Here is a 26,760-nt window from a genome sequence, read left to right as displayed (position 1 = left end):
AATAAAGCGCTAACTGCGTTATAATTTTTTCAAGTAGAACAACTACATGTCAAAATTTACGCCTTGTTATCACTGTATTTATCTGTCGCTATAAATGGTCAGTAACTTAACACGATTGGTATAATAAACAGGAGGAGCTAATCGAGGTGAGAGTCTGTGCTAATTGCAGACCACAAAAAGCAAAAAACCAGTAACATCGCTGTTACTGGTTTTTATAAGATGGTGCGGTTGGGGGGACTTGAACCCCCACGCCCGAAAGCACTACCCCCTCAAGGTAGCGTGTCTACCAATTCCACCACAACCGCATTGTTAAAGCTTTCGCTTTAGGTGTTAAACATATGATTTATTTGAGGATGATAAATCGTTTAACGATACTTTTAATAAGTATTAATTTGGTACGTCAGATTTCTCTTTCGTTGATGTTACTGGAACATCATCAGCTGCAGGAGCAATTGTTTCAACTGCTGGTGCTGCTTCTAGGTTTTCCCACTCATCAGTCTTTTTTATCTGACCTGCAGTTAAGTTACCTAGTACAATACTTAGCACAAAGAAAACACTGGCTAAGATTGTAGTTGTTTTTGTCATAAAGTTACCTGCACCTGACGAACCGAAAACGGTTGCAGAGGCACCAGCACCAAATGATGAACCCATGTCTGCGCCTTTACCTTGTTGAATTAAAACCATACCAACAAGCGCTAAAGCAACAACTAAATAAACTACTAATAAAATTTCGTACATCTTATACGGTCCCTTTTGCACTTTCGCAGATTGCAGTAAATAACTCTGCTTTTAGACTAGCGCCACCAATCAGGCCGCCGTCTATATCTGGTTGTGCAAATAATAATTCGCTATTTTTTTCATTTACGCTGCCACCATAAAGAATGGTCAGCCCTTGTGCTAAATCACTACTGTTAGCAGCAATTTTATCACGGATAAATTTGTGCACATGTTGTGCTTGTTCAGGCGATGCAGTCTTACCTGTGCCAATGGCCCAAACGGGCTCGTATGCTATCACAGAATCTTTCAGTGCTGCTAGACCTAATTTATCAATTACTGCATCAATTTGTGCAGCAACGACTAATTCAGTTTGACCTTGTTCGCGTTGCTGTTCACTTTCACCAACACATAAGATAGGTGTTAAACCCACTTGTTGTGCACGAGCAAACTTAGCTGCAACAGTGTCATTACTTTCGCCGTAGATACTACGACGTTCAGAGTGACCAACTAAGGTATATTGGCAACCTATATCTTTAATTAATTGCGCATCAACTTCACCAGTAAATGCACCCGGTTCATTTTCAGAAACCGTTTGTGCCCCAGTTGTTACACCTGTTGCTGTTAGCATAGGTAACAATGGGTAAGGTGGAAATACCACAACGTCTATCTGATCTGATTTTACGTTGTTGATAGCGTCAGATAATTGCTGTACTAACTCTTTCGAGCCGTTCATTTTCCAATTGCCTGCGACCATTGGCTTGCGTATTGCCATTTTTCCACTCCACATTAGAAAGCGGGCGAGATAGTAACTCGACTCGCCCAAAGTTACAAGAGGTTATTGTTCTTAATCAGTTTGTTTGCTCATAGATTCGACAACTGCAGCAATTTTTTGTGCACTATCAAGGACTATTTTCTCTTCTTCGGCTTCTACCATCACGCGAACAACCGGCTCAGTGCCAGATTTACGTAATAACACACGGCCTTTACCAGCAAGTTGTTTTTCAACATCAGCAACCGCAGCAATAACCTCTGGTGCAAGTGTTGGATCTGTGCCCGCTTTATAGCGCACATTAATCATCTTCATCGGGTATTTAACAAACCCTGCGCCAAGATCTTTTAGCGTACGATTTTGCGCCACCATAGCAGCCAAAACTTGTAGGCTTGAAATGATGCCATCACCGGTGCTGATCAAATCCAGATTCAATACATGCCCTGAGCTTTCACCGCCGATTTTCCAGCCTTTTTCTTGTAGTAATTCCATTACATAACGGTCACCCACTTTACTGCGAGCAAACTCAATACCTTTCGCTTTAAGCGCGTTTTCAAGACCCATATTAGACATTACCGTGCCAACAACACCACCGCCTAACATGTCATCATTGGCAGCTTGGCAGGCAATAATATAAACAATATCATCACCATCAAAGACACGGCCATTGTGATCAACCATCATTACACGGTCGCCATCACCATCATAGGCAATGCCGACATCAGCATTATGTTCTAATACTTTGCGTTTTAATGCATCAACATGGGTCGCACCGCATTCTAGGTTGATGTTTACACCATTTGGCTCGCAAGCATGGCTAATTATCTGCGCGCCTAATTCACGCATTACTGATGGTGCGATATGATAAGTTGCACCATTGGCACAATCTAATACAATCTTTAAACCTTCTAACGACAGGCCTTGTGGGAATTGGCTTTTACAAAACTCAATATAACGGCCATCAGCGCTTTCTAAACGGCGGGCTTTACCTAGCTTATCAGATGCTACACAGGTCATTGGTTCATCAAGCATTGCTTCAATTTGTAGCTCAACTTCATCAGCTAACTTCAAACCTCGGCCACAAAAAAACTTAATGCCGTTGTCATGATATGGGTTATGAGATGCACTGATCACAATTCCAGCTTCAGCACGAAATGTTTGCGTTAAATATGCAACGGCTGGCGTCGGCATCGGGCCAAGTAATACCACATCGATACCTGCGGCGATCAAACCCGCTTCAAGTGATGTCTCTAACATATAACCAGAAATGCGAGTATCTTTACCAATAATGACTTTCTTAGTGCCATTTTTTGATAGTACCTTGCCTGCAGCCCAACCTAATTTAAGTGCAAATTCTGGTGTAATTGGGTATTCACCTACCATGCCACGTACACCATCGGTGCCAAAATACTTTCTTTCTTTCATTTTTAAATTCCTTGTTCGCAAGCTTGCCACACGCCAAGCACATCTGCGGTTTCTTTTACATCATGTACACGAATAATTTTTGCGCCATTTTGCGCTGCAATTAATGCCCCTGCTAAACTGCCAGCAAGGCGCTCGTTTGTTTGTCTATTTAATAAGTTGCCAATCATTGATTTGCGCGATAGTCCTGCTAAAACAGGTAAACCAAAGTGGTTAAATTCATTAAACCGCGCCAGTAATTGGTAGTTGTGACTGAGGGTTTTACCAAAGCCAAACCCGGGGTCTAAAATAATTTGCTGGCGCTGAATACCCGCTGTTTCACAGGCATTGATCCGCTGTACAAAAAAATCATTTATATCACTGAATAAATCATCGTAATGTGGAGAGTTTTGCATACTTCGAGGTTGGCCTTGCATGTGCATTAAACACACCGCAACGTCTGGATACTGAGCAACTGTTGCCAGTGCGTTTGGCTCTTGTAAAGCACGCACATCATTAACAATATCAGCACCAGCTAGAATAGCTTGACGCATTACTTCACTTTTACTGGTATCAATCGAAATGATGCAATCATTAACGGCGCTATCACTGTGGGCACGAATTGCCTCGATTGCGGGTATTACTCTGGCTAATTCATCCTCAAGGCTAACATCAGGCGCACCAGGACGTGTTGATTCGCCACCAATATCTAATATGGTAGCACCATCTGCGAGTAACTTTTGAGCTTGTATGACAGCGCTGTCTGTTTGATAGTAGCGCCCACCATCTGAAAAAGAGTCAGGAGTGACATTCAAGATCCCCATTATAACTGGGGTGTCGAGGTGTAAACTGCGACCTCTAGGTAACTTAACTGTGGTCATCTATCACCTTCAATACATCCATTGCATTGATATATATACTTTATTTAACCAGTTACAAAAAAGCCCCGACAATCGGGGCTTTTCGTTTAGCTATTTTAACTGTTATTCAGCTTTATCATCAAGATTTGTTTCATCTTTTTGAGCTGGCTTGTCGTCTTTTTCAGCAACTGGCTCTGCTTTGCTCTCTTCAACTGCTGGTTTTTTATCAGCAGTATCACGGCGGTCATGCGCATCACGTGGTTCACGTACAGGCTGACGTGCCATTAGATCATCAATTTGCTTAGCATCAATCGTTTCATATTTCATTAATGCATCTTTCATTGAATGCAGAATATCAATATGATCTTTCAAGATTTGCTCAGCGCGTTGATAGTTGCGATCTGAGAACAAACGAACTTCAGCATCAATTACTTTTGCCGTTTCATCCGACATGCTCATGGCACGACCACCGCCGCCACCCATGTACATCTCATTTTGATCTTCAGCGTATAGTAATGGCCCTAATTTTTCACTTAGGCCCCACTGTGTAACCATTTTGCGCGCAATGTCAGTAGCACGTTCAATATCGTTACTAGCACCGGTAGTTACTTTATCTTCACCATAAATCAGTGCTTCAGCAATTCGGCCACCATATAAGCTTGAAATCATAGATTCCAATAGCTCTTTAGAGTGACTAACACGGTCTTGCTCTGGTAAATACATCGTTACACCAAGGGCACGGCCACGTGGAATAATCGATACTTTATAAACAGGATCGTGCTCTGGTACGATGCGGCCAACAATTGCATGTCCGGCTTCATGATACGCAGTCATTTCTTTTTCTTTCTCGCTCATCACCATGGTCTTGCGCTCTGCGCCCATCATGATTTTATCTTTAGCAGCATCAAATTCAGCCATGCTAACAACACGTTTATTACCACGTGCAGCATATAGAGCCGCTTCATTGACTAAGTTTGCTAAATCAGCACCAGAAAATCCAGGTGTACCACGCGCAATAACAGAAGCTTCTACGTTATCGCCTAATGGCACTTTTCGCATATGTACTTTAAGGATCTGTTCACGGCCACGGATATCAGGTAAGCCAACCACTACTTGACGGTCAAAACGACCAGGACGAAGTAATGCTGGATCAAGTACATCTGGGCGGTTAGTCGCGGCAATAACGATAATACCTTCATTGCCTTCAAAGCCATCCATCTCTACTAGCATTTGGTTAAGTGTTTGCTCACGCTCATCGTGACCACCACCCATACCTGCGCCACGTTTACGGCCTACGGCATCAATTTCATCGATAAAGATGATACATGGCGCTGCTTTTTTCGCTTGTTCAAACATATCTCGAACACGCGAAGCACCCACACCAACAAACATCTCAACAAAGTCTGAACCTGAAATCGTAAAGAATGGTACTTTTGCTTCACCAGCAACGGCCTTAGCAAGTAAGGTTTTACCCGTACCTGGAGGACCAACCATTAATACGCCTTTAGGAATACTACCGCCAAGTTTTTGGAATTTAGATGGATCACGTAAGAAATCAACAAGCTCTGTTAGATCGTCTTTAGCTTCATCACAACCGGCAACATCTGCGAAGGTGGTTTTAATTTGGTCTTCACTCATTAAGCGTGCTTTACTCTTGCCAAACGACATAGCACCTTTGCCACCGCCGCCTTGCATTTGACGCATGAAGAAAATCCATACCCCAATTAGTAATAACATTGGGAACCATGAAATTAAGATGCTCGCTAAGAATGATTGCTCTTCTGGCTTCACACCTTTTACATTCACATCACTTTTTAATAAGTCATTAAGAATGTCTTTATCATAAATAGGCATGATCGTTTGAAAGCGATCGCCATTGGTTTTAGTGCCAGTAATTGTGCCACTGGTACTTTCGATTGCCACTTCTTGTATAGCGCCACTTCGGGCATCTTTTACAAATTGACTGTAACTAGTTTGACGGTCTGTTTGATCGCCACCATTAAAGCTCTGAAATACTGACATTAGCACAACTGCAATGACCAGCCAGAGTATTAGATTTTTCGCCATATCGCTCAAGGGGTTAACCTCTTGTATCCAATTAATTTAAATTCAACTAAACGCCTGACAACTGTACTACAGTTTGTAGCCTGTCGCTACTATATATACTTCACGTGATCGCGCACGTGAGGCGTCGGGTTTACGGATTTTTACAGTTTTAAAGCTATCACGCACTGTTTTTAAGAATTCATCAAAGCCTTCACCTTGGAATACTTTAACAACAAATGCACCATTTTTCTTTAAAACTTGGCTACACATATCTAATGCTAATTCCACTAAATACATGCTTCCAGCTTGGTCAACGGAGCTATTACCACTCATGTTTGGTGCCATATCAGAGAGCACCACATCAACATTTTTACCATTAATGCGATTTAATAACGCATCTAAAACAGCTTCTTCTCGGAAATCTCCTTGCAAAAAATCAACGCCGGCCAATGAATCCATAGGTAATATATCACAAGCGATCACCTGCCCTTTATCGCCTACTTTTTCTGCTAAATACTGTGACCAGCTTCCCGGCGCAGCTCCCAAATCAACAACAGTCATGGCTGGGCGTAGTAATTTATCTTTATTTTGGATCTCGTCGAGTTTAAAAATCGCACGAGAGCGCCAACCTTTCTTTTGTGCCTCGTGAACATAAGGATCATCAAAATGTTCCTTCAACCATCGCTGTGAACTGGCCGAAAGTTTCTTATTCGTCATAAATTAACACGCAACTAATTAGTAATATTCTCTAGATGGCGTTAGAATACCCTTAATTCAAGCCATATTCAGCAAAATTTGTAACAACATGAAATTATCGAACAAACAAAAGCAGTTTTTAAAAGGTCAAGCACACTCTCTAAAACCAGTTGTACTTCTTGGTTCTAACGGTTTAACTGAAGGTGTATTAGTTGAAATTCAAAGCGCTCTAGAAATCCACGAACTTATTAAAGTAAAAGTACCTACTGATGATCGTGAGACTAAAGCACTGATTTTTGAAGCTATTATTCGTGAAACCGGTGCTGAGAAATTACAGTCAATCGGCCACACCCTTGTGCTTTATCGCCAAAGCGAAGAAAAGAAGATCCAATTACCACGTAATTAATTTTCTATTCCGCTATAAAAAAACCAGCAATTGCTGGTTTTTTTATATCTGCGACGCAACTGCAATAAATTGTAAATAAATATATTACATTGCTCAAAAATTCATCTTCATATCACTCAACTGATAACCTTGCGCTTCGCTTTGTAAGATAAAATAGCGGTTAAATTCAGTTTCAGGCATCTTTTCAACATCTATTTGCGCTATTAATTTTGCCAATTCTGCCGTGGTATTACTATGGCCTACAATCACCACTACGCCATCTTGCGCTAAAACAGTGTGTTTAAATGCGGCTAAGTCACGAGGGTCGTAGCTTTGAATTGTAATATTAAAATGTTCAGCAATAGGAGTTGCGGTCTCGATAGTGCGATTATAGTCCGTACTAAAAACTGCTGTTGGCTGGACTTTACTAAGCAGACTCACTAACTGCTGCGCCCGTTGCTTGCCGGCATCCGTAAGATGGGGATCGTTGCCTGTTAATTTTTCACTATGGCGAAACAAAAAAATACTTTGCGGTGCTGCTGTTAAATTCGCAGTAAACAGTAATATTACGCTCGCTAAAATATAGTTCATTTGTCTTCCTCTTTATACATTGCTAGTTGTTGTGAGCGTTTGAATAGCAACACACGATCAATAAACTCTGTCGTTAATTCATTAATGATACCGGTTTCGGCGTTAAGGATCAGACTGAAACCTATGTTTAAGTGCGGTATTACTACAAGGTCACTGCGATATCCTTGCACCCAGCCGCTATGATAGTAAATGGTTTCATTATCATATTCGTAAACCCGCCAGCCTAAGCCATAATAGGCCTCGCTAAGGTGCTTTTTCCACACTCGACGCCGTAACTCTTTTTTTGTATGCGTATAAGGACGAGTTTGACTGGCTAGCACTGCACTGGATAATACCGTTGGGTAATATCCTAACTGCGCTTTTAACCAAATAGCCATATCACTGGCACTAGCATTAACGCCGGCTGCGGGAAGTACCTTGTAATAATTTTTTTTCAATTTTGCGGTATGCCAGCGTTTGCGCCCTCTTACATGGGGATGAGCATAATTATCATCTGTTACCATCGCTGTATAACCCAGGCTTGCATCATTCATATTTAATGGTGAAAATATAAATTCACTCATCCACCGAGAGTAATCCAATTTAGTACTGCTTTTGATCACTTCAGCAATTAAGCTAAACATCACATTTTGATAGCCATAGCACTGCCCTGGTTGGCAGATAGGTTCAACACTCAACAACTTTTGCACTATATCAGGGTAACTCATTCTTGATTCAATCAAGTTATCATACGCATTAGGTACTAAACCGCTGGAGTGACTGAGTAAGTGAAAAACTTTTAAATTATTTTTGTAATCCGTATTGGCGAAGGCTGGAATAAATTTACTGACAGGGTCGTCTAAAGCAAACTTCCCCTCATTGGCTAACTTTGCACTGAGTGAGCCTGCAAACGTTTTAGATACCGATGCTAAGCGAAACCGAGTATGGGCATTGACTGCTAAGCCCTTATTTAGCTTTGTTACCCCAAACCCTTGTATATGCGTATCATCAGGGCCATTAACTATCGACAACGCAGCCCCTGGGATCCCTTTGCTTTTTAATTTATGTTCGAGATGTTGTGTATAATCATTGACAAATTCTTGCCACTGTTGCTTGCTGGCATGAACCTGCGATTGAAATAAAACTAACGTGATAACGAAAAAAAAGGAGTTGATTAACGACACAAAAGGCTTCATTTTTTATTATTTTTATCTAGATTAAGACATTCTTAGCTTTATAATACCATGAAGTTTTATTAAGACTAACGTACAATATTCCGATTATCGAGCTTTCAAAGGGTTTTAAAGTGTTCATACGTTATTTATCAATAGTTTTTTTTACTTTCATTACAACGGCCTGTGTCACTGCGCCGCCACCTGCTGCGCCTTTAGAAATGCCACTCAAACCGCAATTAAAAAGCCAAAGCTATCAAGTAGCCTATGAAACCGAACATGCTTCACCGAAAGTAAAATCAGTACAATTACCAGCGCATAAAATTACTCGTAACCAAACTGTGCAAGTTATTGCCGATAAAGCAAGTGTCACGGATACCCTATTTAAACAAATAACTGATGCATTAACGACTATGAACTTACGTGTCGTTGATCAAGGCAATAGTGATTATACCCTAGCTATACACCAGCTAGAGCTCAACTTTATTGAAGATACTGAATATCAAATACAACCACCGAATAAAGCGTATCCTTTATTTGCGCAAATAACACAACTGTATCCGATCCAACAATGCTCAACCATCAATGCAGAGGTTAGCATGCGCCTGATCCATCGTGCATCAGGTGATGTAGTGTGGTTTGGAAAATCCTCAATCGACAGTGCAAGCTTCCACCGCGAACCACTTATTTACAGCTTCAGTGATGAACAAGTGATCAGTAATGAGCTTGAAGTAGCCACTTTTATCCATCAACAAAATACTGAGCAAGCACGTCTTGCCCGTGCCAATCAAGAAGTCAGTATACCAAGCTATAAAACCATTTCTAAAATGACCAGTTTAGCTAAACTTCAAGGACCGTGTAATCGCACTGAAGTGAGTGCTCTAACACCGATGATGCACTATTATCTGAGTAGTATTTTGATCGATAAAATTAAAGTACACTAAGTTCATGTCTGCAGAATGACTACTGGCTACAATTTTTTACAGATCAAAGGAACTCTTTGACAATATAATACACTTAACAACTGCTTAATTTATTTGGATCATGGATGCAACGTAAACAACACACTCTACAGAAACTACTGTTATTACTGATCAGTGTGGGTTTATGGAGCACCTCTAGCAATGCCAGCAATCGCTATTATGCTGATAATACCTTAGAGCCTACCTCAGGCTTTGCTTGGGATTGGAGCGCGGGTGCGGGCTATTATGTTGAAGATTCTTATTTAGTTGGAATGGATTCTTACAGTGACGGCCTAGAACTTGATATTAACCTTGCTATTTCTTACGAACGCTTTTATTTAGATATTGATCATAGCCAACTCAGTGGCGGCATTATTATTGGTTATAGCATCATCAATAAGTATGATTGGGATCTTGATATTCTTGGCACTAATATGCAAGCTGGGTTTGATGAAACAGGACTCGACTTTTATAGCAGTGGAGTGGTGTCAGAACTTAAAGGAATACGAAGCCGAAAAAGTGACTTTGATACTGGCTTACGCCTTACCCGCCGCTTTGAAAACTCACAAATCTCTTTTGAATACTTACATGACATTTCCAGTGCTCATAATGGCTGGGTTGTAAATAGCTTTTTTAGTCATATTTTACCATGGCAAAACTGGGAGTTTCGCACCGGTGTTGGTATCAGCGCTTACTCAGCTGATTTCACCAATTACTATTTTGGCATTACAACAGAGGAAGCCACCGCTACTCGTGCGGTCTATCAAACAGACACCGCAATGAGTATGATTTTTGAATTCCACGCCGAGTACCCACTCAATCAACACTGGGTATTTTTAGGTGGCTGGCTATCTACCTGGTTTTCAAATGAAATTTCCAACAGTCCCATTGTATCTCAGGATTATCAGCATAAAGCCATGGTAGGCGTGCGCTATGTATTTTAAAACCACAGTAATTTTATTACTGTTACTTAACACTAAGCCGTTATTGGCCGATGGCGAAGAACCGCACGACAGTAGTTTAATTGCATTGCCCGATACCTGTGTTGCACTGCGAGAAGGACGCAGCTGCTATGCTGATATTGAGTTAAGCTGGCAACAAACTAGCATCGGTAATTACTGTTTACGTGATGCAACATCGAAGCATATTATGCAATGCTGGCTTAGACAAAATAGCGGGAAGTTAAATTATGCTTTTGATTCTGTTGAAAGCATTTCATTTGAGTTAATAAACAGCGATACCGGTAAGATCATTGCATCAAAACAAGTACAGTTGCAATGGGTGTATCAAAATCGCCAAAAGAAACGCCGCTGGCGGCTTTTTTAAAACGAGATAAAGCATGAATAATTACGGCACAATATTACTTGTTGAAGATGACGGCTCTTTAGCCCAGTGGGTGGCAGAGTATTTAACTGAGCAAGGCTACACAACTCATATTTGTGAGCGAGGCGACCAAGTTGTCAGTCATGTAAAAGAGCTCAAGCCTGACTTAATTTTACTCGACATTATGCTCCCCGGCCAAGACGGTATTAGTGTCTGTCGTGAACTACGTCAATTTTACCAAAGCCCTATTATTATGCTAACCGCTCGAGACGAAGAAATGGACGAAGTGATTGGTCTTGAAGTCGGTGCCAGTGATTATATAATGAAACCGGTCAGGCCGCGTGCATTACTAGCGCGGATCAAAGCGGCGCTGCGCGCCAATAACGATAATTCGGAGTCGCAAGCGGATGATACCATTATTCAGGTAGGCTCTTTAAAAATTGATACACAATCTCGCAATGTTTTTATTAATGATATTGATCAAGGGGTATCCAGCGCTGAGTACTTATTACTGCATTATTTAGCCTGTAACGCAGGGCAAGTTGTGTCGCGAGATGCTGTATTCAAAGCAACCAAGGGCCGTGAATATGATGGCCTTGATCGCAGTGTCGATGTGCTCATTTCTGCGCTGCGTAAAAAATTTAATGATGATCCCCAGCAACCTGAAAAAATTAAAACAATTTGGGGGCGAGGCTATTTACTCGTCGCAAGCGCTTGGTGATCGCCGCTAAGGTATACTGGCGAACGCTATGAAAAAGTTTTATCTTTCCTTATTAGCCAGTGCCCTGCTCTCGATTGTGATATTAGGTTGGTTAATTGATGCTTTTAGTCAGCAAACTCATACCTCGCAGGATGAGTTTGGCTTTCAAAGTAAACTTTTAATGGGCTTCAGCCAGCAAATTGCCAGCCAACCCTTCATGCAAAGAGCAGACTACACCGCCTTACTTGCACAACAGTTTTCGTTGGGATTAAGTTATCGAGCCACGCAATCTTTAGCGCTGCCACCATCACTGCTAGAAGAGATCAATGCTGAAGGCGGACTGATTTTAGAAGATCAAGAAGGGTATTACCTACTCTACAGTAATGATTTGCTTGCGCCTTTTCATCTTAAATTACGTTTAGAAAAACCCCACGAACAAGATCAACAAAATGATATGTTACTTACCTTAATGTTTTACGCTGGGTTATGTGTGTTTATGGGGTTTATTATTGCACCATTAGCTAAACGACTAGGCGTGGTTAATGACGCAGCTAAAAAGTTTGCCAGTGGCGACTTACATGCTCGCATTCGGGTATCCCATTTCACTTACATTAAAGATGTTGAGCTTACTTTTAACCGCATGGCAAGCCAGATCGAAAAATTACTCGATGAAAATAAACTGATGGCCTCGAGTTTATCTCATGATATACGCACCCCCATTGCCTGCCTACGATTTGGCTTAGATGCGGCACTAGATAGTCATAGCGAAGAAAAAATAAAACATTATTTAAATCGTATGGAAGCTGATTTAGACCAAATGGAATCAATGTTGAAAAGTTATTTAGCATTTGCCACGCTTGAGCAAAAAGCCAACCAACTGACCTACTCACACACTGAGTTAAACAGCTACCTAAGCACCCTAATACAACAACTAGAGCCTAAGTTAATACAGCAACAACTTGATTTACAACTTATCTGTCATGATAATTCTCATATTTATGCAGATTTACACTGGTTAGCACGCGCAATCACTAATCTGCTTAGCAATGCCTGTGACTTTGCCAAACAAAAAATTATTCTCACAGCATCAATGAAAGAGCAAACACTGATAATCACTGTTGAGGATGATGGTCCAGGTATCGAAGAGCAAAATTGGCACAAAGTTTTTAGTCCTTTTTTTCAAGAACAGAGTCATCGCAATCGAGCCGATCAAAGTTATGGCCTAGGACTTGCCATAGTAGCTAAAGTAGCTGATTGGCATCATGGCAGTGTAAGCGTAAATCGCAGTAAGCAGCTAGCGGGTGCATGCTTTACCCTTAAAATACATAACCCAGAACAATTGTAACTTTTATGTTACAGTTTACATTATCAGAAATCACCTCATTATGATTAGATAACAACAACTTAAATTATAAATGTTAACAGCATTGGCATTCTAAGTTTTGTAAATACAGTCAGGCGTTAATTCTTCACGGCTGCAGTTAAAAATAAGAGCTTTTTATTTTTTAACATTTACAGTAGATTGTCAGCGCCGTCACTATATAGAGAAGAAAAAATAATTATGAGCGCAGTCAGAGGGGAGTTTAGCTCCCGTTTTGGATTCATTATGGCCGCAGCAGGATCTGCAGTAGGTCTTGGTAATATCTGGGGTTTCCCAACACAGACAGCCAGCAATGGAGGCGCGGCCTTTTTAATTGCTTACCTTGTATTAGCATTTTGTTTAGCTTACCCAGCACTGATGGCAGAGCTAACAATTGGTCGCCATGGTCAAGCCAATGCGGTTAGTTCATTGCGGAAAATTTCAAATAACCCGCTCCAAAAACGTTTTGCGTTTGTGGTCGGTTTTGGCGGTATCATATGTGCCGGACTGATCCTCAGCTTTTATGCCATTGTCGCCGGTTGGATGATCAGTGCCACTCTAGAGCCCATTGCGACTTTAGTGGGCAGTGAGAGCTCTTCAACTTGGTTGAGTGAGCAGTCAATCTCTAGAAACCTTATATTTACTGCTGGATTTATTATTCTTACTGTCGCAATCATTAGCCGCGGAGTAGAAAATGGCATTGAAAAATGGTCAAAACGCCTAATGCCCGCATTGCTGACTATTTTATTTGCACTGATTGTTTATGTGATGATGCAAGAAGGCGCTATGACAGGCCTAAAAGCCTACTTAGTGCCTGATTTCAGCTCTATTTTAGACCCTGAATTACTTGTTAGTGCACTGGGACAAGCGTTCTTTTCGTTGTCATTAGGCACTAGTGTGATGATCATTTATGGCTCCTACATTAGTAAAAAAGAAAATTTAGTCTCACTTGGCGCCTACGTTACCCTTATTGATGTGTTTATTGCTTTTGTTGCTGGGTTACTAATTATCCCTGCGATGTACGTTGCGCAGGCACAAGGGGTGGAAATATTCTCAGCTACTGGAGAGTTGCTTTCTGAAGACACTTTAGTATTTCAAGTATTACCCGCTCTTTTTGATGGCATGGGCACCATTGGTTTATTCGTTGGCTTTGCCTTTTTTGCATTGATGAGTATAGCTGCACTGACATCGTCTATTTCAATGCTTGAAGCACCGGTTTCGTATGCGGTAGAGCGCTTTGATCTTGGCCGTGTAAAAGCCACTTGGTTAATAGGAACGATTATAGCATTGGTGAGCTTTACGATAGTCCTGAACTTTAATGCGCTGTTTGGTTTAGTTATTGCGCTCACAACTAAATTTGGTCAGCCTATTCTTGGTTTAATGTGTTGCTTGTTTGTCGGCTGGATTTGGTATCGCAACTCACTATTAAACGAAATACAACAAGGCTGCCCAGAAGTTGCTACCAGCCTATTTTGGAAAATATGGCCATGGTATATTAAATTCATTTGCCCAATTGCAATTGGTTTAGTGTTTGTCAGCTCGCTATTAGGCTAACTCAAAAAACCGCTCTTTACACGGAGCGGTTTTTTAAAATCATATCTTGATGTGCAATACCATCTTCTAAATAAGGCTCGCCAATACACTGAAAACCCAGCGACTGATAAAACGCGAGTAAATAGGTTTGCGCGCCAATGTATATATCCTTGTTCGGCCAATGCGTAAAGCAACACTGGATCGCCTCTTTAACCAATAACACTGCCAACCCCTTACCCCGTTGTGATTTTTCAACCAGCACGCGACCAATAGCGCTGTACTGCTCATTTTTCTCATAACAACGTGCGTATGCAGCTAATTGTTCAGCCTCGAGCCAATAGAGATGCTGAGTTGTTGCAGTGCAATCGATATCGTCTAATTCAGGGTATGGGCATTGCTGCTCAACTACAAATACATCGACCCGCGTGCGCATGATAGTAAACAGTACCTGCGCAGACAGTTGAGAAAATGGTTTTGTTGTTAATCGCATAAAAACTCCTAACATAAAAAAAGCCCAGTCAATACTGGGCTACTTATTACGCTTAGCTAACTAACCGAGCTCTGAATAGCTAGGCAAGCAAACGTTCTAATTGATCACATAAATGCGAAAGATTAACGTGATCATGTTCAATCGTCAGGTCAACATAGCCATCACCACGAAAACCACGGTCAAGCTCAATTAAAACATGAGTTTTATGAGCTTCAGGCACAAACGATAGTTCAATCTCTTGAATACCGAACAAGCTACGGCTATTTGGTTTATATTCCAGCTCTTGATAACAACCAGAGACAGAGTTAAACGTACTAGCACGTAAGAAGCCCTTTTCAACATCCGCTTTTACCAAGCTAAAACCCAGTTTATCCATCGCTTGCATAAAAGTAGTTACGGCATCATTTGGATAAATATGAAGATGATCTTTATCCGTAGGATCAAGTGCTAAATCAATATCTAAACCTGTTTCAAGCCACACATGTGATTGGTTATAACCGGCGTTGATTTCGGTGATCGGTGTTTCTGAATGTAAGCGCGCTTCAAACGGAATGTGTTTTTGCTGACCCGGTTCAATTGTACCAATATCGGTTATACGCCACTTATCAATAATATGATTGGTAAAATAAGCACCGTCTTCACCTTCCACTTTTACGCGCGTCATTAATGCTAAATCAAGACCTGTTATCGCTTGGCTAACATCCCCTGCGGTGATCACTATTTGGGCATTAAATAATTGCCCAGGTTGTAAATGCTCAGTTTCAAGCACGGTATCTACTGTTGCTGCACCAATACCGACTGATGCAAGAATTTTTTTAAACATCTATTTCTCCTTAAGCTTAATTCACCTAAACCTGAATCACGCTTAAATTCCTTTGTTACTGCATCTTAACCATATTTAAAAGCTGCTGTCAGTGAAAAAATAACTATTTTTTGAGTTTTTAGCAGAATAATTAACTAAACGAGTGTTTTTCATACACAGGTATATCTCTATGCGCGCAATTTATATGCATAATATACACGAATGATTTTCAAAAATGCTGATATTTCGCTACACTAGGTAACCAAATGAAGTGATATTAAGAATTATGGAACTATTATATTTTGCTGTCGCATTTGTGTGTGGCTTTGCCGTGTACCAACTTAAACTTCCTCCGCTAATCGGTTTTTTGATTGCTGGCTTTGTACTGAACTTATCTGGCTTTAAAACCACTGAGCTACTTAATACGATTGCTAATTTAGGGATCACGTTATTACTATTTAGTATTGGTCTAAAACTAAAAGTTAGTCATCTTATTAAGCCACAAGTTTGGGCCCCAGCCTCTTTACATATTATTATTAGTAGCGCTATTTTTTGCAGTTTGATGCTGTTCTTAGGCGCACTTTCTTTGCCATTATTTGCTGACCTAAGTTGGCAAAGTGCGTTACTTGTTGGTTTTGCTTTTAGCTTTTCTAGCACAGTTTTTGCTGTAAAAGTACTTGAAGAACGTGGTGAAATGGCAAGCCTTCACGGCAAAATAGCCATTGGTATTTTGGTTATGCAAGATATCTTTGCAGTGATCTTTTTAGCCATCAGCACAGGTAAAACCCCCAACGGTTGGGCTTTTGCGCTATTAGTTGCCTTGCCATTGTTACGACCAGTCATGTTTTGGGTGTTAAATCGTTCTAAACATGGTGAGCTACTACCTTTGTTTGGCTTTTTCTTTGCACTTGTCGTTGGCTATCATGCATTCGAATTTGCAGGCTTGAAAGGTGATTTAGGCGCGTTGATCATCGGTATGATCTTTGCTCCTCATAAAAAAGCCAGCGAGCTTGCAAAATCACTACTCAATCTAAAAGAAATTTTATTAGTTGGGTTTTTCTTAACAATTGGTTTAGGTGCTGATCTGACGCTCAACTCATTACTTATAGCGCTTATTATTGTATTGGTGTTACCAGTCAAAGTTGCCCTGTATTATGTACTAACGAATGCCTTTAAGTTACGCGCTCGTACTTCTTTATTAAGTGCTTTTAGTCTAGCTAACTACAGCGAATTTGGCTTGATAGTCTGTATGGTTGCTGCCAGTAGCGGGTTAATCACCTCTGAGTGGTTGGCTGTTATGGCTATTGCAGTATCAATGACCTTTATCATTGCATCCCCACTAAATAAACGTTCAAACGAAATTTATGTAAAAATCGAAGCTTGGCTCATGCGTTTTGAGAGCCCTACTCGCTTAGCAGAAGAACTTCCTGTGAACTTAAATGACACCAAGATTGTTATTTTTGGTATGGGTCGTATTGGCACCGGTGCATATGAAACAATTAACATCACCCATCCTGGCGTTGTAGCGGGTATAGATATCAAACCTGAAGTGGTCGAAAAGCATGTTACACGAGGTCGTAAGGCACTCTTGGCAGATGCAACCGATCCAGACTTTTGGCAACGGGTAAATCACTCCCATGTAGAGATGATCATGCTCGCGATGCCGAAACATATGCAGAACATTTTTGCTTTAGAGCAATTGCGTGCTTCGGGTTACCAAGGTCAAGTTACTGCCATTGCTAACTATCCAGATCAGCAAAAAGAATTAGAAGATATGGGCGTTGACTCTACTTATAACTTCTATTTAGAGGCCGGTAGCGGCTTCGCTGAGCATGTAAAACAAAAATTATTTCCATAATATAGAAAGGTTCTCAGTACCACAAAAGGTACTGAGAACTATTTTCATTTAATTTTCATATCCTTATATATAGCCGCCTGAAACAACCCCGCAGAAGTCCCCAAATAAGAGTCAAGCGCATTTACAAAGCTTTACATCCAGATTGGCATTTACCCATGAAAAAAGAGTAAACTGCACTTGTTGAGTAATACGTAAGTATCTATTTTTAGCACAAAAAAAGCCTTCTCATGTTTGTGTATACGTATTTATCGGCATTTTGTCTTTTGCTATTAAATAAGGTTTTTAGATGAAAAATAAGTTTGCTACACAGTTTCAGACAGTGGCGGATGATGTAAATAACCCAAAACTGGTTGAACTTCAAAATCGCCTTGATGAAATACAAAGAAATGGAATGACAGCGTTAACAATGCGCGCAGTGCTATTTCAAAAAATGCTCGATATATATCAAGTGCCGGAAAATCATTTCTTGCGTGATAGCGAAACACCAAGCCGCATCGATGATCCGTCAATTATAAACAAACTTAAACAACTTGGATTTACCAAAAAGCATCAATACCAGATCCATTAGTAATTATGAGGGCCCTACTCTCCCTCATTAAATAGGCTGTTTCTTGCCCGTCACAGCCTATTTTCTCTCTCTCTTTTGTAATACACTTCACGCATAACCTAGCAAACTAAGTTAACCATGGATCCAGAGCTTTTAAAAATAGCGATTAATACAAAAATGCCATTTGGTAAATATGCAGGCCGCCCTTTGCTGTTATTACCAGAACCATACTTAGTCTGGTTTAAGCAGCAAGGATTTCCTCACGGCACACTCGGTGCTCAATTAGCAATGATGTATGAAGTTAAACTCAATGGCTTGGAGCAGATGCTCATGCCGCTTTTAAAAACACATAAATAAATTAAAAGTAATAAATAATGGAACTTACTTAGCAAAGTGAAGTCTACTCTTTTGCTACTTGTTGATTTTGGTTTTAACCGCAGAAAAGCGCCTATTAGGCGCTTTTTTTTTGAGTATCAATTTAGCCACAGATATAGCAATAGAAAAGGAGTTACTTACCCTGAACTCTGGTTACTTAGGCAAATAGATTGTAAATTTGGCGCCACCTAATTCTGAATTCGATATCGAACAGCTGCCTTGGTGCCAAGACACTATTTTTGCCACAATGGCTAAACCAAGCCCAAAGCCTCCAGTCTTTTTATCGCGACTTTTATCAAGTCGGGCAAAAGGTTTAAACACTGCATCCCATTGTGATTGTTCAATGCCAGGGCCATCGTCTTCGACCGATAAAATTAACTGCCCAGTATTTTCAACTAAGCTAATTCGCACTTCGTGACGAGCATATTTCAACGCATTGCCTACTAAGTTTTGGATACTGCGGGCGATAAAGTGACTGTCACAAGTGTAACTGCATAAAGCTGGTAATTGCATATTGAGTTTTATTTGCGTAGCAAAATCAAGTTTAGTGACAACACTTTCTACTAGCTGCACTAAGTTACATGTTTGCACCGTAAGATTAGGTTGTTGGCTATCAAGGCGAGCATAATCAAGCATTTCTTTAACTAACGACTCTAACTCCACAATATCTAATTGCATGTTATCGATATATTCAAAGGCTTTTTCGTCAGCTACTTTATCCTCAAGCATTGCCAACGCAAATTTTAAACGTGCCAGTGGCGTTCTAAACTCATGCGATACCGACGATGTAAGTTCTTGTTGAGCGGTTAATAAATGCTGAATACGCTGCTGCATAGCACTTAAGGTGTCGGTAATTGGTAAAAAGAATGATTTCGAGGTGGCGCTCAGCTCAAAGTCTTGTGATCCACCAACGGCTTCACAGGCCAGTCGCAACTTAGCAAAATCACGCCACAGTAAAAAACTCCATAAGCCAACAGGGATCCCAACGACACACAATAATAATAGATAAGGCCAAACGGATGAGAATACTGGCGCAGAAACGGTAATTGGACCCACTTGCAATAATTGCTCATTATCAACAACGATATACCAGATAGCTCGCTGTTGTTGATCAAATAGATAAATATAATTATGTAGGTTAAGTTCTTGTTGTTGTTGTGCGGGCAACATTAGGTCTTGTTTTTGTACTATTTCACTTTGAAAGCGAGTGGCTATTTTAGTAAGCCCTTGCGGGGTTTGCGCTAATAGCCATAGGGATTGACCAAACTCATCATCGAGCGCAATTTGTTGTTGGCTATCTTCGTACGGCCAAAGTTGTTCAATTACCCCACTGACTAAAAACAAGGAAACTATAATGTACAAATATAAACTTGCGAATAGTTTCCCCATTAATAATTACATACCCCATGCATCGGAGACAAATAAGTAGCCTTGTCCCCAAACGGTTTTAATACGGTATGGTTTATCGCTGTTATCACCTAATTTTTTACGGATCCGCGATACGCGTACATCTACGGTTCGGTCTAATCCATCATATTGGCGACCGATCATGTGTTGATGAACATGTTCACGACTTAGTACTTCACCGGAATTTGAAGCTAATAGCCACAGTAATTCAAATTCATGGGAAGTGAGGGTGATTTCGTTATTCTTTAAGCGAACAATACGGCTGGTTTTATCAATACATAAATCGCCAAATTGTAATTCCTCTGGCGCTTTTACTGATGCTTGGCCACGGCGTAATAGCGCATTAATACGGGCAAGCAATACTCTTGGCTCAGCTGGCTTAATAACATAATCATCGGCACCAAGTTCCAAACCAATGACTTGATCAAAGTCTTCACCTTTGGCGGTCAACATTAATATTGGTAAGCTAAATTTATCTCTCACTTGACGACAAACACTAAAGCCATCTTTACCTGGCAGCATTACATCGAGGATCATCAAATCAACCGGATTGTTTTCAAGGTAACTAAACACTTCATCGCCACGGTCTAGCACCGCCACTTCAAGGCCATTATTTTCAAGATAGTCACGGGTTAATTGCTGTAACCCTAAATCATCTTCTACAAGTAAGATCTTTGCCATTTGCAGCTCCAAGATTAAAAAAAGCTCCACGGAGAACGTAATCGGCGCCGAGTTGTTTTAGCGCGAGTGCTCTGTACTTCAATGCGTGTTGTCGCCAGTAATTCATCCGTGTGAGGATTGACTAGGGAGTATATGGTTTCAACCTGAACACGCGCTTTATGATTGAATTCTTCTAAGGTAACCTGTTGCCAACATTGCAGTTGTTGATCTTCGCTGTATAAACAAACGTCCATTTTATGGGGCATATTTAAAGCAAATTTTACATCAACATCGCAAAAGTCTTGTTGTTCGGAAACCACACAGACTTTTGGAGTAACTGTTAATATATCTTTTTTTGCGGCAGCTAACTTTGGCCATACCAACAAAAAAATGACGCACGCACCAAGTTGTAAATACTTCATATTAAAAAATATGATCAAACCCTATAAAGGCAGTCAGAGAATACGTTTGTTCAAACAGCGGACTGTCGTCAGCTAAGGCGGAATAATCATAATAAGCCAGATGAAAACGCAATGAGTTGGCTCCATTTAAGGGCCAGCGGGCATCTATTTTAGCATAAGGCTGCCAACTACTGCCAACCTCAATTGCACGAACTGGAGACTCTTTTTCTGTTAAGCCATAAAAATATGTATTCAGTGCTGCCGATTTATACCAGATGCCAATAGTCGGCTTAATCTGTAACTCACCAATGTTCTTGTGCATTTGCCACTGCAGTGCACTTCGCCACCCGTCATACACTCCGGATACATCAGCTAATGCCTGCACGGAAAATACATGCTGCTGATAGCTATAATGGTAACTCAGGCCAGCATCGAGTGCCCATTTACGTTTATTAAGCTCACGGATATCTAGACTAGGTTGTTGGATTTGAAGTTCATTTTCACTGTTCGTAAATGAACTTTCTGATCTTAATGCAAAAATGTTACTTGGATGCCAATCAACAAAAAAACGAGTTTCCGAATTAAACTCAGTGACTAAATTAAAGGTATGTGGGGAGTCTTGTATCAGGCTATAGCCTAAGCGACCATTATCAAAAAAGAACTGTTCACCGTAATAAGCTATATCTGGGATCAACACTAATGGTAAATCACCTCCACCAGCTAATGGATTTGTTATGACTCCTAATCCCGTGTTAAGGCTCAAGTGCCACTGCCCTGTTGTTATATCCTGCACAGGCTCAATTTCTGATGGCTGTGCAAAACAAGGTACTGTAAGCCATACAGAGATGCAAAGCGCAGTAAGAATATTAACTATCGACTTCATTGTTGTTATTTATGCCAAAAGAGACAACCCAATATCGTTATCATAGCAAGGTATTAATAACTAATCCCTAGACGATTACAATCATTCACACTTTTGATACATATGGAACGATTCAAGGTAAATAAACTTTACATCTGCGTATTTAGACTCGGCTAAGGAGCTAAGCTATTAACGTTTTTCAGTGATTGAGCAATCTCCCATAATGCATTTAACGCGGCATCTGGTAACTCTTTACGTAATACTGCCAAACCAATCTCAAACCCGGCAGGGGCCTCTTTTTGATCACTGATCACCTGAACGCGATCTTTTAATGGGCTATTATCTAAAACAATTTTTGGCACCATGGCAATGCCTAGCCCTAAACTCACCATTGACACCATAGCTTCATGCCCCGCTACTTGCGCATAGATCTTTGCATTAATACCGTGCTTACGCCACCACAGCTCTAACCTTTGACGAGTAAAACCTTGCTCTGGCACTATAAACTCAAGCTCAGACCAATCTATCTTATCGCCAAACTGGGCCAGTTTTTCAGTGAGCAACGACGGAATACGTGGCGCGATAAATACCAAGGATGAATAACCAATACTGGCAAATGCAATTTGCGTCGGTAATTTATCAGGCTTTGCGGCAATTGCCATGGCTTCGTGTCCGTCAAGCACACGGTTTATTGCCACTGCGGGATCGCCAGTATTAAGCTTTATTTCTATATGTTGATGTTGCAAACGCAGTTGCTCTAATAGTTGATGCAAAAAACTATAAGAGGCCGTTACTGAACAGTAAATGCTTACTTTACCGTAAATAGTTTGCTCAGGATTTTGTACATTTGCTCGAAAACGCTGCCAATTAGCTAACGTAGCCGTTGCATAGTCGATAAACGATTCTCCTTCAGCTGTTAACTTTACACTGCGATTATCGCGACTGAATAATGCGACTCCAACTTCATCCTCTAACTGTTTAATATTGCGACTTAAGGTGGGAGCACTTATGTGGCATAACTCGCTGGCACGGGCAAAATGTAAGGTTTTGGCAAGTGCCAGAAAGTAATGTAATCGTTTATGGTCCATAGTGATCCCAATAGTTAGCGGTTATTAATTAAAGCATTTCATTTTTTGAAATACTTTAATGCAAATATATCATTTTACGCAAGGGTAAAAATTCCTTATGGTGACTTTAAGCAAAGCAGCAAGCGCTTGCATCTAACAAATACGAAATTTATAGGATACTAACAATGGCGAATTATTTTAATACTCTTCCCTTACGCGAGCAGTTAGCACAACTAGCACAATGTGAATTTATGGATCCGGCTGAATTTGCCGATGGTGTTGAAGCACTTAAAGGCAAAAAACTTGTTATTGTTGGGTGTGGTGCACAAGGTTTAAACCAAGGACTGAACTTACGAGATTCAGGTTTAGATGTTGCCTACACATTGCGTGATTCTGCAATCAGCGAACGTCGTCAATCATTTCTTAATGCGTCAGAAAATGGTTTTACTGTAGGTACTTACGAAGAATTGATCCCTACTGCTGATGTTGTGTTAAACCTAACACCTGATAAACAGCATACTGCGGTTGTAAACGCAATCATGCCGATGATGAAACAAGGCTCTACGCTTGCTTATTCACATGGCTTCAACATTGTTGAAGAAGGTATGCAAGTACGTGATGATATCACTGTAATCATGGTTGCACCTAAGTGCCCAGGCTCTGAGGTTCGTGAAGAGTATAAACGCGGTTTTGGTGTCCCAACTCTTATTGCTGTTCACCCAGAAAATGATCCTCAGGGACATGGTCTAGCCCAGGCTAAAGCTTATGCAGCGGGTACTGGCGGTCATCGCGCTGGGGTATTAAAGTCTTCATTTATTGCTGAAGTAAAATCAGACCTAATGGGTGAGCAAACAATTCTTTGCGGCATGTTACAGACAGGCTCAATTTTATGTTTTGATAAGATGATCGAAAAAGGTATAGATGCCGGTTACGCATCAAAACTAATTCAATACGGTTGGGAAGTTGTTACTGAAGCACTTAAATACGGCGGCGTTACAAATATGCTTGACCGTTTATCAAACCCAGCGAAAGTAAAAGCGTTTGAATTAAGTGAAGAATTAAAAGTAATCATGCGCCCGCTTTACAATAAACACCAAGACGACATCATCGATGGCACGTTCTCTCGTGTAATGATGGAAGATTGGGCGAATGATGATGCAAACCTTTTGAAATGGCGTGCAGAAACAGCTGAAACAAATTTTGAAAAAACCCCTGCCGGTGATGTTGAAATCACCGAACAAGAGTTTTTTGATAACGGTATATTGATGGTTGCAATGGTGAAAGCCGGTGTAGAATTAGCGTTTGAGACCATGACTGCTGCAGGTATTATAGCTGAGTCAGCATATTATGAATCGCTACATGAAACGCCATTAATTGCCAATACCATTGCACGTAAAAAATTATTCGAAATGAACCGCACGATCTCCGATACTGCAGAGTATGGTTGCTACTTATACAATCACGCATGTTTGCCACTGTTACAAGACTTTATGCAAAACATCGATACTGATGTGATTGGTAGAGGCTTAGGCGAGCGCTGTAATCATGTTGATAACCAAACACTAATTGCAATCAACAAGTCGCTGCGTGAGCACCCTGTTGAAATCATTGGTACCAAATTGCGTGGCTACATGTCAGCAATGAAGAAAATTGTTTAACCCTGGAAAGTAACAATTTCGCTTGTTAGAAACCAAGCCCACATGCTAAACGCAGTGGGCTTTTTCATTTTATTTACTTTGTCAAAATACATCTTAGAGTAAATTACAAACTGAGTACTTACTCTAATAGATGATGAACTGCATGAAAAAAACATGCTAAAATACCCGCATAATTTGTAAATTCAGTACCCACAATGTCGTATAAAACTCTTAGTATCACGCGTAAGATCACTATTTTAGGGATCGCTATTGCCCTGTCAGTTGCCAGCTTAATTGGCATTACGGCGCTGTTATCCGCCAAAACCATTATCGAACAACGGATGATACAATCTGAGTTGCCCAGTAAACTACACGCAATTAATAACTATATCAGCTTAGAAATAAATGAATTGCTTAGTGCGGCCGAACAAGTATCAAGTAATCATTTTATACTCGCGTGGGCAAATAGTCGTGATAACAATGATGAAGTTTTAATCAAAGAATTAAATCGTCTGGTAAAACAATACGGCTTAGCAACCGCATCATGGGCAAATCGCGATACCGCGCAGTACTGGAATCAAGATGGCTTTTTAAGAGTATTAGATAGGCAGCAAGATGGCTGGTTTTTTGATTTTAAAAACGCCAATCAAGCTTACTCTATTAGCTTATATCAAGAGCCTAATGGCAACACAAAAATGTTTGTAAATCATCAACAGATCAATGGCATCGGCTTAACTGGACTGGCAAAAAGTATTGATGATATGCAGGCACTGCTAAATAAATTTACTATCGAGCAAACCGGTTTTGTATTTATCACTGACGATAAAGGCGTAATTAAACTCCATCAAGACGTTAATAAAGTAGAAAAAACAAATCTAGATAGCTTGTATGGTCATCAAGTAAGTGGTCAATTATTAACAAGCAATGAATTTAACTTGCAAGAAGTCGAACTCAATGGCGACACTTTTTTCCTAGCGGCGAGTCCGATTAAAAACACCCAACTCTATGTGGTTGCACAAGTACCAAAAACAGAAGTTTTTGCTGGGATCACTACATTACAATGGCAAATTTTAAGTTTTGCTATCGCAATTGCGCTGTTGGCATGTATCGTTAGTTTTTTACTGGCTCGTTCGTTAGCTTCACCGCTATCAAAAATGGCAGAGTTATTTACTCGTTTAGGATCTGGTGATGCCAATCTAGCTTACCGTTTACCTCACAGTGACCAGCCTGAGCTATCAGCATTAACGAATGGTTTTAACCAATTCATTGATAAAATTGAAACCGCCATTGCGCAAGTCTCCCACGAAAGTTTAAAAATTCGTCAAAGCTCAGATCAGGTATTTACTCAAGCCAAGCATAACTCACAGGCAATGGACAACCAAAAAGAGCAGACTATCTCTGTTGCAGCAGCAATCAACGAAATGGGTGCAACAGTGCAAGAAATTGCCCACAGCGCCGCAACTGCCGCAAAACTGACCGAAGATAGTAAAGCGAATACATTACAGAGCCACCAGCAAGTAGTGCAAAGCCAACAGAGTATTACCGCATTAGCCAGTGATATTGACACAATTGCGAGACAAGTGACTGAGCTTGCCAATAAAACCCAGACTATTGCCAGTATTGTTGACTCTATTCGTGGTATTTCAGAGCAAACCAATTTATTAGCACTAAATGCAGCAATTGAATCAGCACGTGCTGGTGAACATGGCCGCGGCTTTGCCGTGGTTGCGGATGAAGTACGAGCCTTAGCCAACCGTACGTCACAATCAACGACTGAAATTCAATCAATGATTGAAGAGCTCGCGAAAACAGCTACCAATGTGGTTGAACATATTGCCCAGTCCAAAGATAAAGCTCAACACAGCGTAGCAACAATGCAAAGCTCTGTGCAGTTGCTTGATGCCATTACCAATACCGCTAATGAAATTAATGATATGGCAACCTTGATTGCTACAGCTACTGAGGAGCAAAGTAGCGTGGTTGCTGACGTCGGCCGCAATATTGAACAAATTAGTGAGATCAGCGATATGGCAATGCGAGAACAAATTGATACCGAGCAGGCGATCAAAGGACTTGCAACCAGCGCACAAACCTTAGCAAGTTTAGTCGCCACCTTTGAAAAGCGCTGACACAGTTTGTAACATTTAACATCTACCCCGA

General features: G+C 40.7%; 27 protein-coding genes and 1 tRNA gene. 12 read left to right on the top strand and 16 right to left on the bottom strand.

The window, feature by feature from the left end; translation table 11 throughout:
• Positions 1 to 220: 220 nt before the first annotated feature.
• From H5187_RS07140 to rlmE, 7 genes are all read right to left on the bottom strand, one after another.
• Positions 221 to 305, bottom strand: a tRNA-Leu gene (locus H5187_RS07140).
• An 82-nt stretch (positions 306 to 387) separates the two neighbouring features.
• Positions 388 to 738, bottom strand: coding sequence for a preprotein translocase subunit SecG (gene secG / locus H5187_RS07135; RefSeq protein ID WP_169019853.1), 351 nt, complete (start codon positions 736 to 738; stop codon positions 388 to 390).
• 1 nt (position 739) lies between these two features.
• Positions 740 to 1,489: a triose-phosphate isomerase gene (gene tpiA, locus H5187_RS07130; protein ID WP_182719338.1), complete on the bottom strand. Its 750-nt coding sequence runs from the start codon at positions 1,487 to 1,489 to the stop codon at positions 740 to 742.
• 72 nt (positions 1,490 to 1,561) lie between these two features.
• The gene (glmM, locus tag H5187_RS07125; RefSeq protein WP_145239192.1) at positions 1,562 to 2,911 is read right to left on the bottom strand and encodes a phosphoglucosamine mutase; all 1,350 of its coding nucleotides are present in this window, start codon (positions 2,909 to 2,911) and stop codon (positions 1,562 to 1,564) included.
• 2 nt (positions 2,912 to 2,913) lie between these two features.
• Complete coding sequence (gene folP / locus H5187_RS07120) at positions 2,914 to 3,768, bottom strand: dihydropteroate synthase (protein WP_182761081.1); 855 nt, start codon at positions 3,766 to 3,768, stop codon at positions 2,914 to 2,916.
• A 102-nt stretch (positions 3,769 to 3,870) separates the two neighbouring features.
• The gene (gene ftsH, locus H5187_RS07115; protein ID WP_145239198.1) at positions 3,871 to 5,814 is read right to left on the bottom strand and encodes an ATP-dependent zinc metalloprotease FtsH; all 1,944 of its coding nucleotides are present in this window, start codon (positions 5,812 to 5,814) and stop codon (positions 3,871 to 3,873) included.
• 66 nt (positions 5,815 to 5,880) lie between these two features.
• Positions 5,881 to 6,510 (bottom strand): 23S rRNA (uridine(2552)-2'-O)-methyltransferase RlmE, encoded by a 630-nt coding sequence (gene rlmE / locus H5187_RS07110; protein ID WP_145239201.1) that lies wholly within the window; start codon positions 6,508 to 6,510, stop codon positions 5,881 to 5,883.
• Positions 6,511 to 6,598: 88 nt separating this feature from the next.
• Here rlmE and yhbY point away from each other — a divergent pair, with 88 nt between their 5' ends.
• The gene (yhbY, locus tag H5187_RS07105) at positions 6,599 to 6,895 is read left to right on the top strand and encodes a ribosome assembly RNA-binding protein YhbY (RefSeq protein ID WP_016707974.1); all 297 of its coding nucleotides are present in this window, start codon (positions 6,599 to 6,601) and stop codon (positions 6,893 to 6,895) included.
• A 93-nt stretch (positions 6,896 to 6,988) separates the two neighbouring features.
• On the opposite strand, the gene H5187_RS07100 is transcribed toward yhbY, so the two are convergent.
• Both H5187_RS07100 and H5187_RS07095 read right to left on the bottom strand, forming a co-directional pair.
• A complete protein-coding gene (locus H5187_RS07100; RefSeq protein WP_182719336.1) occupies positions 6,989 to 7,465 on the bottom strand; it encodes a histidine phosphatase family protein in 477 nt (158 codons plus the stop codon).
• Complete coding sequence (locus tag H5187_RS07095) at positions 7,462 to 8,640, bottom strand: serine hydrolase (protein WP_182719335.1); 1,179 nt, start codon at positions 8,638 to 8,640, stop codon at positions 7,462 to 7,464. Before H5187_RS07095 ends, H5187_RS07100 begins: the two co-directional genes overlap by 4 nt.
• Positions 8,641 to 8,756: 116 nt before the next feature.
• On the opposite strand from H5187_RS07095, the gene H5187_RS07090 reads away from it, so the two are divergent.
• The 6 genes from H5187_RS07090 to H5187_RS07065 all read left to right on the top strand — a co-directional run bounded on the left by H5187_RS07090 (position 8,757) and on the right by H5187_RS07065 (position 14,515).
• Entirely contained in the window at positions 8,757 to 9,560 is an 804-nt protein-coding gene (locus tag H5187_RS07090; RefSeq protein ID WP_182719340.1) for a hypothetical protein, read from the top strand.
• A 104-nt stretch (positions 9,561 to 9,664) separates the two neighbouring features.
• Entirely contained in the window at positions 9,665 to 10,522 is an 858-nt protein-coding gene (locus H5187_RS07085; protein WP_149981433.1) for a MipA/OmpV family protein, read from the top strand.
• Positions 10,512 to 10,904: a DUF3019 domain-containing protein gene (locus H5187_RS07080; RefSeq protein ID WP_182761082.1), complete on the top strand. Its 393-nt coding sequence runs from the start codon at positions 10,512 to 10,514 to the stop codon at positions 10,902 to 10,904. Before H5187_RS07085 ends, H5187_RS07080 begins: the two co-directional genes overlap by 11 nt.
• 13 nt (positions 10,905 to 10,917) lie before the next feature.
• A complete protein-coding gene (locus H5187_RS07075) occupies positions 10,918 to 11,622 on the top strand; it encodes a response regulator transcription factor (RefSeq protein ID WP_149981435.1) in 705 nt (234 codons plus the stop codon).
• 28 nt (positions 11,623 to 11,650) lie between these two features.
• Complete coding sequence (locus H5187_RS07070) at positions 11,651 to 12,946, top strand: ATP-binding protein (RefSeq protein ID WP_182797667.1); 1,296 nt, start codon at positions 11,651 to 11,653, stop codon at positions 12,944 to 12,946.
• A gap of 216 nt (positions 12,947 to 13,162) precedes the next feature.
• A complete protein-coding gene (locus H5187_RS07065; protein ID WP_182719332.1) occupies positions 13,163 to 14,515 on the top strand; it encodes a sodium-dependent transporter in 1,353 nt (450 codons plus the stop codon).
• Between the two features lie 16 nt (positions 14,516 to 14,531).
• Here H5187_RS07065 and H5187_RS07060 read toward each other — a convergent pair whose 3' ends face one another.
• The gene (locus tag H5187_RS07060; RefSeq protein WP_145239226.1) at positions 14,532 to 14,984 is read right to left on the bottom strand and encodes a GNAT family N-acetyltransferase; all 453 of its coding nucleotides are present in this window, start codon (positions 14,982 to 14,984) and stop codon (positions 14,532 to 14,534) included.
• Positions 14,985 to 15,063: 79 nt separating this feature from the next.
• Positions 15,064 to 15,807 carry a sporulation protein gene (locus H5187_RS07055; protein ID WP_145239228.1) on the bottom strand — a complete coding sequence of 248 codons (744 nt, stop codon included), beginning with the start codon at positions 15,805 to 15,807 and terminating at the stop codon, positions 15,064 to 15,066.
• Between the two features lie 265 nt (positions 15,808 to 16,072).
• On the opposite strand from H5187_RS07055, the gene H5187_RS07050 reads away from it, so the two are divergent.
• The 3 genes from H5187_RS07050 to H5187_RS07040 all read left to right on the top strand — a co-directional run bounded on the left by H5187_RS07050 (position 16,073) and on the right by H5187_RS07040 (position 18,548).
• Complete coding sequence (locus H5187_RS07050; protein ID WP_149981440.1) at positions 16,073 to 17,644, top strand: cation:proton antiporter family protein; 1,572 nt, start codon at positions 16,073 to 16,075, stop codon at positions 17,642 to 17,644.
• Positions 17,645 to 17,930: 286 nt separating this feature from the next.
• Positions 17,931 to 18,212 (top strand): hypothetical protein, encoded by a 282-nt coding sequence (locus H5187_RS07045; protein WP_145239233.1) that lies wholly within the window; start codon positions 17,931 to 17,933, stop codon positions 18,210 to 18,212.
• 117 nt (positions 18,213 to 18,329) lie between these two features.
• Entirely contained in the window at positions 18,330 to 18,548 is a 219-nt protein-coding gene (locus tag H5187_RS07040; RefSeq protein ID WP_182719329.1) for a DUF3820 family protein, read from the top strand.
• A gap of 171 nt (positions 18,549 to 18,719) precedes the next feature.
• Here the strand turns inward: H5187_RS07040 and H5187_RS07035 are convergent, their stop codons facing one another.
• The 5 genes from H5187_RS07035 to ilvY all read right to left on the bottom strand — a co-directional run bounded on the left by H5187_RS07035 (position 18,720) and on the right by ilvY (position 22,984).
• On the bottom strand, positions 18,720 to 19,955 hold the full coding sequence (locus H5187_RS07035; RefSeq protein WP_182794251.1) for an ATP-binding protein: 1,236 nt from the start codon (positions 19,953 to 19,955) through the stop codon (positions 18,720 to 18,722).
• Between the two features lie 6 nt (positions 19,956 to 19,961).
• A complete protein-coding gene (locus H5187_RS07030) occupies positions 19,962 to 20,654 on the bottom strand; it encodes a response regulator (RefSeq protein WP_145239242.1) in 693 nt (230 codons plus the stop codon).
• 14 nt (positions 20,655 to 20,668) lie between these two features.
• Complete coding sequence (locus tag H5187_RS07025; RefSeq protein WP_182719327.1) at positions 20,669 to 21,055, bottom strand: DUF3019 domain-containing protein; 387 nt, start codon at positions 21,053 to 21,055, stop codon at positions 20,669 to 20,671.
• Between the two features lies 1 nt (position 21,056).
• Entirely contained in the window at positions 21,057 to 21,917 is an 861-nt protein-coding gene (locus H5187_RS07020; protein WP_182794252.1) for a MipA/OmpV family protein, read from the bottom strand.
• 152 nt (positions 21,918 to 22,069) lie between these two features.
• Positions 22,070 to 22,984 (bottom strand): HTH-type transcriptional activator IlvY, encoded by a 915-nt coding sequence (ilvY, locus tag H5187_RS07015; RefSeq protein WP_145239251.1) that lies wholly within the window; start codon positions 22,982 to 22,984, stop codon positions 22,070 to 22,072.
• A 164-nt stretch (positions 22,985 to 23,148) separates the two neighbouring features.
• Between ilvY and ilvC the strand changes: the two genes are divergently transcribed.
• Positions 23,149 to 24,621, top strand: coding sequence for a ketol-acid reductoisomerase (gene ilvC, locus H5187_RS07010; protein WP_182731024.1), 1,473 nt, complete (start codon positions 23,149 to 23,151; stop codon positions 24,619 to 24,621).
• A gap of 194 nt (positions 24,622 to 24,815) precedes the next feature.
• Positions 24,816 to 26,729: a methyl-accepting chemotaxis protein gene (locus tag H5187_RS07005; RefSeq protein WP_182797666.1), complete on the top strand. Its 1,914-nt coding sequence runs from the start codon at positions 24,816 to 24,818 to the stop codon at positions 26,727 to 26,729.
• Positions 26,730 to 26,760: the final 31 nt, after the last annotated feature.

Origin of the sequence: Pseudoalteromonas sp. SG44-1 (assembly GCF_014164315.1) — a bacterium.
GTDB lineage: Bacteria > Pseudomonadota > Gammaproteobacteria > Enterobacterales > Alteromonadaceae > Pseudoalteromonas > Pseudoalteromonas rhizosphaerae.
This window is presented reverse-complemented; position numbering and strand designations above follow the sequence as displayed.

What these genes read in the sequence shown, in the direction of transcription:
- secG (WP_169019853.1), bottom strand. Translation starts at nt 738, where the DNA reads ATGTACGAAATTTTATTAGTAGTTTATTTAGTTGTTGCTTTAGCGCTT.
- tpiA (WP_182719338.1), bottom strand. Translation starts at nt 1,489, where the DNA reads ATGGCAATACGCAAGCCAATGGTCGCAGGCAATTGGAAAATGAACGGC.
- glmM (WP_145239192.1), bottom strand. Translation starts at nt 2,911, where the DNA reads ATGAAAGAAAGAAAGTATTTTGGCACCGATGGTGTACGTGGCATGGTA.
- folP (WP_182761081.1), bottom strand. Translation starts at nt 3,768, where the DNA reads ATGACCACAGTTAAGTTACCTAGAGGTCGCAGTTTACACCTCGACACC.
- ftsH (WP_145239198.1), bottom strand. Translation starts at nt 5,814, where the DNA reads ATGGCGAAAAATCTAATACTCTGGCTGGTCATTGCAGTTGTGCTAATG.
- rlmE (WP_145239201.1), bottom strand. Translation starts at nt 6,510, where the DNA reads ATGACGAATAAGAAACTTTCGGCCAGTTCACAGCGATGGTTGAAGGAA.
- yhbY (WP_016707974.1), top strand. Translation starts at nt 6,599, where the DNA reads ATGAAATTATCGAACAAACAAAAGCAGTTTTTAAAAGGTCAAGCACAC.
- H5187_RS07100 (WP_182719336.1), bottom strand. Translation starts at nt 7,465, where the DNA reads ATGAACTATATTTTAGCGAGCGTAATATTACTGTTTACTGCGAATTTA.
- H5187_RS07095 (WP_182719335.1), bottom strand. Translation starts at nt 8,640, where the DNA reads ATGAAGCCTTTTGTGTCGTTAATCAACTCCTTTTTTTTCGTTATCACG.
- H5187_RS07085 (WP_149981433.1), top strand. Translation starts at nt 9,665, where the DNA reads ATGCAACGTAAACAACACACTCTACAGAAACTACTGTTATTACTGATC.
- H5187_RS07080 (WP_182761082.1), top strand. Translation starts at nt 10,512, where the DNA reads ATGTATTTTAAAACCACAGTAATTTTATTACTGTTACTTAACACTAAG.
- H5187_RS07075 (WP_149981435.1), top strand. Translation starts at nt 10,918, where the DNA reads ATGAATAATTACGGCACAATATTACTTGTTGAAGATGACGGCTCTTTA.
- H5187_RS07070 (WP_182797667.1), top strand. Translation starts at nt 11,651, where the DNA reads ATGAAAAAGTTTTATCTTTCCTTATTAGCCAGTGCCCTGCTCTCGATT.
- H5187_RS07065 (WP_182719332.1), top strand. Translation starts at nt 13,163, where the DNA reads ATGAGCGCAGTCAGAGGGGAGTTTAGCTCCCGTTTTGGATTCATTATG.
- H5187_RS07060 (WP_145239226.1), bottom strand. Translation starts at nt 14,984, where the DNA reads ATGCGATTAACAACAAAACCATTTTCTCAACTGTCTGCGCAGGTACTG.
- H5187_RS07055 (WP_145239228.1), bottom strand. Translation starts at nt 15,807, where the DNA reads ATGTTTAAAAAAATTCTTGCATCAGTCGGTATTGGTGCAGCAACAGTA.
- H5187_RS07050 (WP_149981440.1), top strand. Translation starts at nt 16,073, where the DNA reads ATGGAACTATTATATTTTGCTGTCGCATTTGTGTGTGGCTTTGCCGTG.
- H5187_RS07045 (WP_145239233.1), top strand. Translation starts at nt 17,931, where the DNA reads ATGAAAAATAAGTTTGCTACACAGTTTCAGACAGTGGCGGATGATGTA.
- H5187_RS07040 (WP_182719329.1), top strand. Translation starts at nt 18,330, where the DNA reads ATGGATCCAGAGCTTTTAAAAATAGCGATTAATACAAAAATGCCATTT.
- H5187_RS07035 (WP_182794251.1), bottom strand. Translation starts at nt 19,955, where the DNA reads ATGGGGAAACTATTCGCAAGTTTATATTTGTACATTATAGTTTCCTTG.
- H5187_RS07030 (WP_145239242.1), bottom strand. Translation starts at nt 20,654, where the DNA reads ATGGCAAAGATCTTACTTGTAGAAGATGATTTAGGGTTACAGCAATTA.
- H5187_RS07025 (WP_182719327.1), bottom strand. Translation starts at nt 21,055, where the DNA reads ATGAAGTATTTACAACTTGGTGCGTGCGTCATTTTTTTGTTGGTATGG.
- H5187_RS07020 (WP_182794252.1), bottom strand. Translation starts at nt 21,917, where the DNA reads ATGAAGTCGATAGTTAATATTCTTACTGCGCTTTGCATCTCTGTATGG.
- ilvY (WP_145239251.1), bottom strand. Translation starts at nt 22,984, where the DNA reads ATGGACCATAAACGATTACATTACTTTCTGGCACTTGCCAAAACCTTA.
- ilvC (WP_182731024.1), top strand. Translation starts at nt 23,149, where the DNA reads ATGGCGAATTATTTTAATACTCTTCCCTTACGCGAGCAGTTAGCACAA.
- H5187_RS07005 (WP_182797666.1), top strand. Translation starts at nt 24,816, where the DNA reads ATGTCGTATAAAACTCTTAGTATCACGCGTAAGATCACTATTTTAGGG.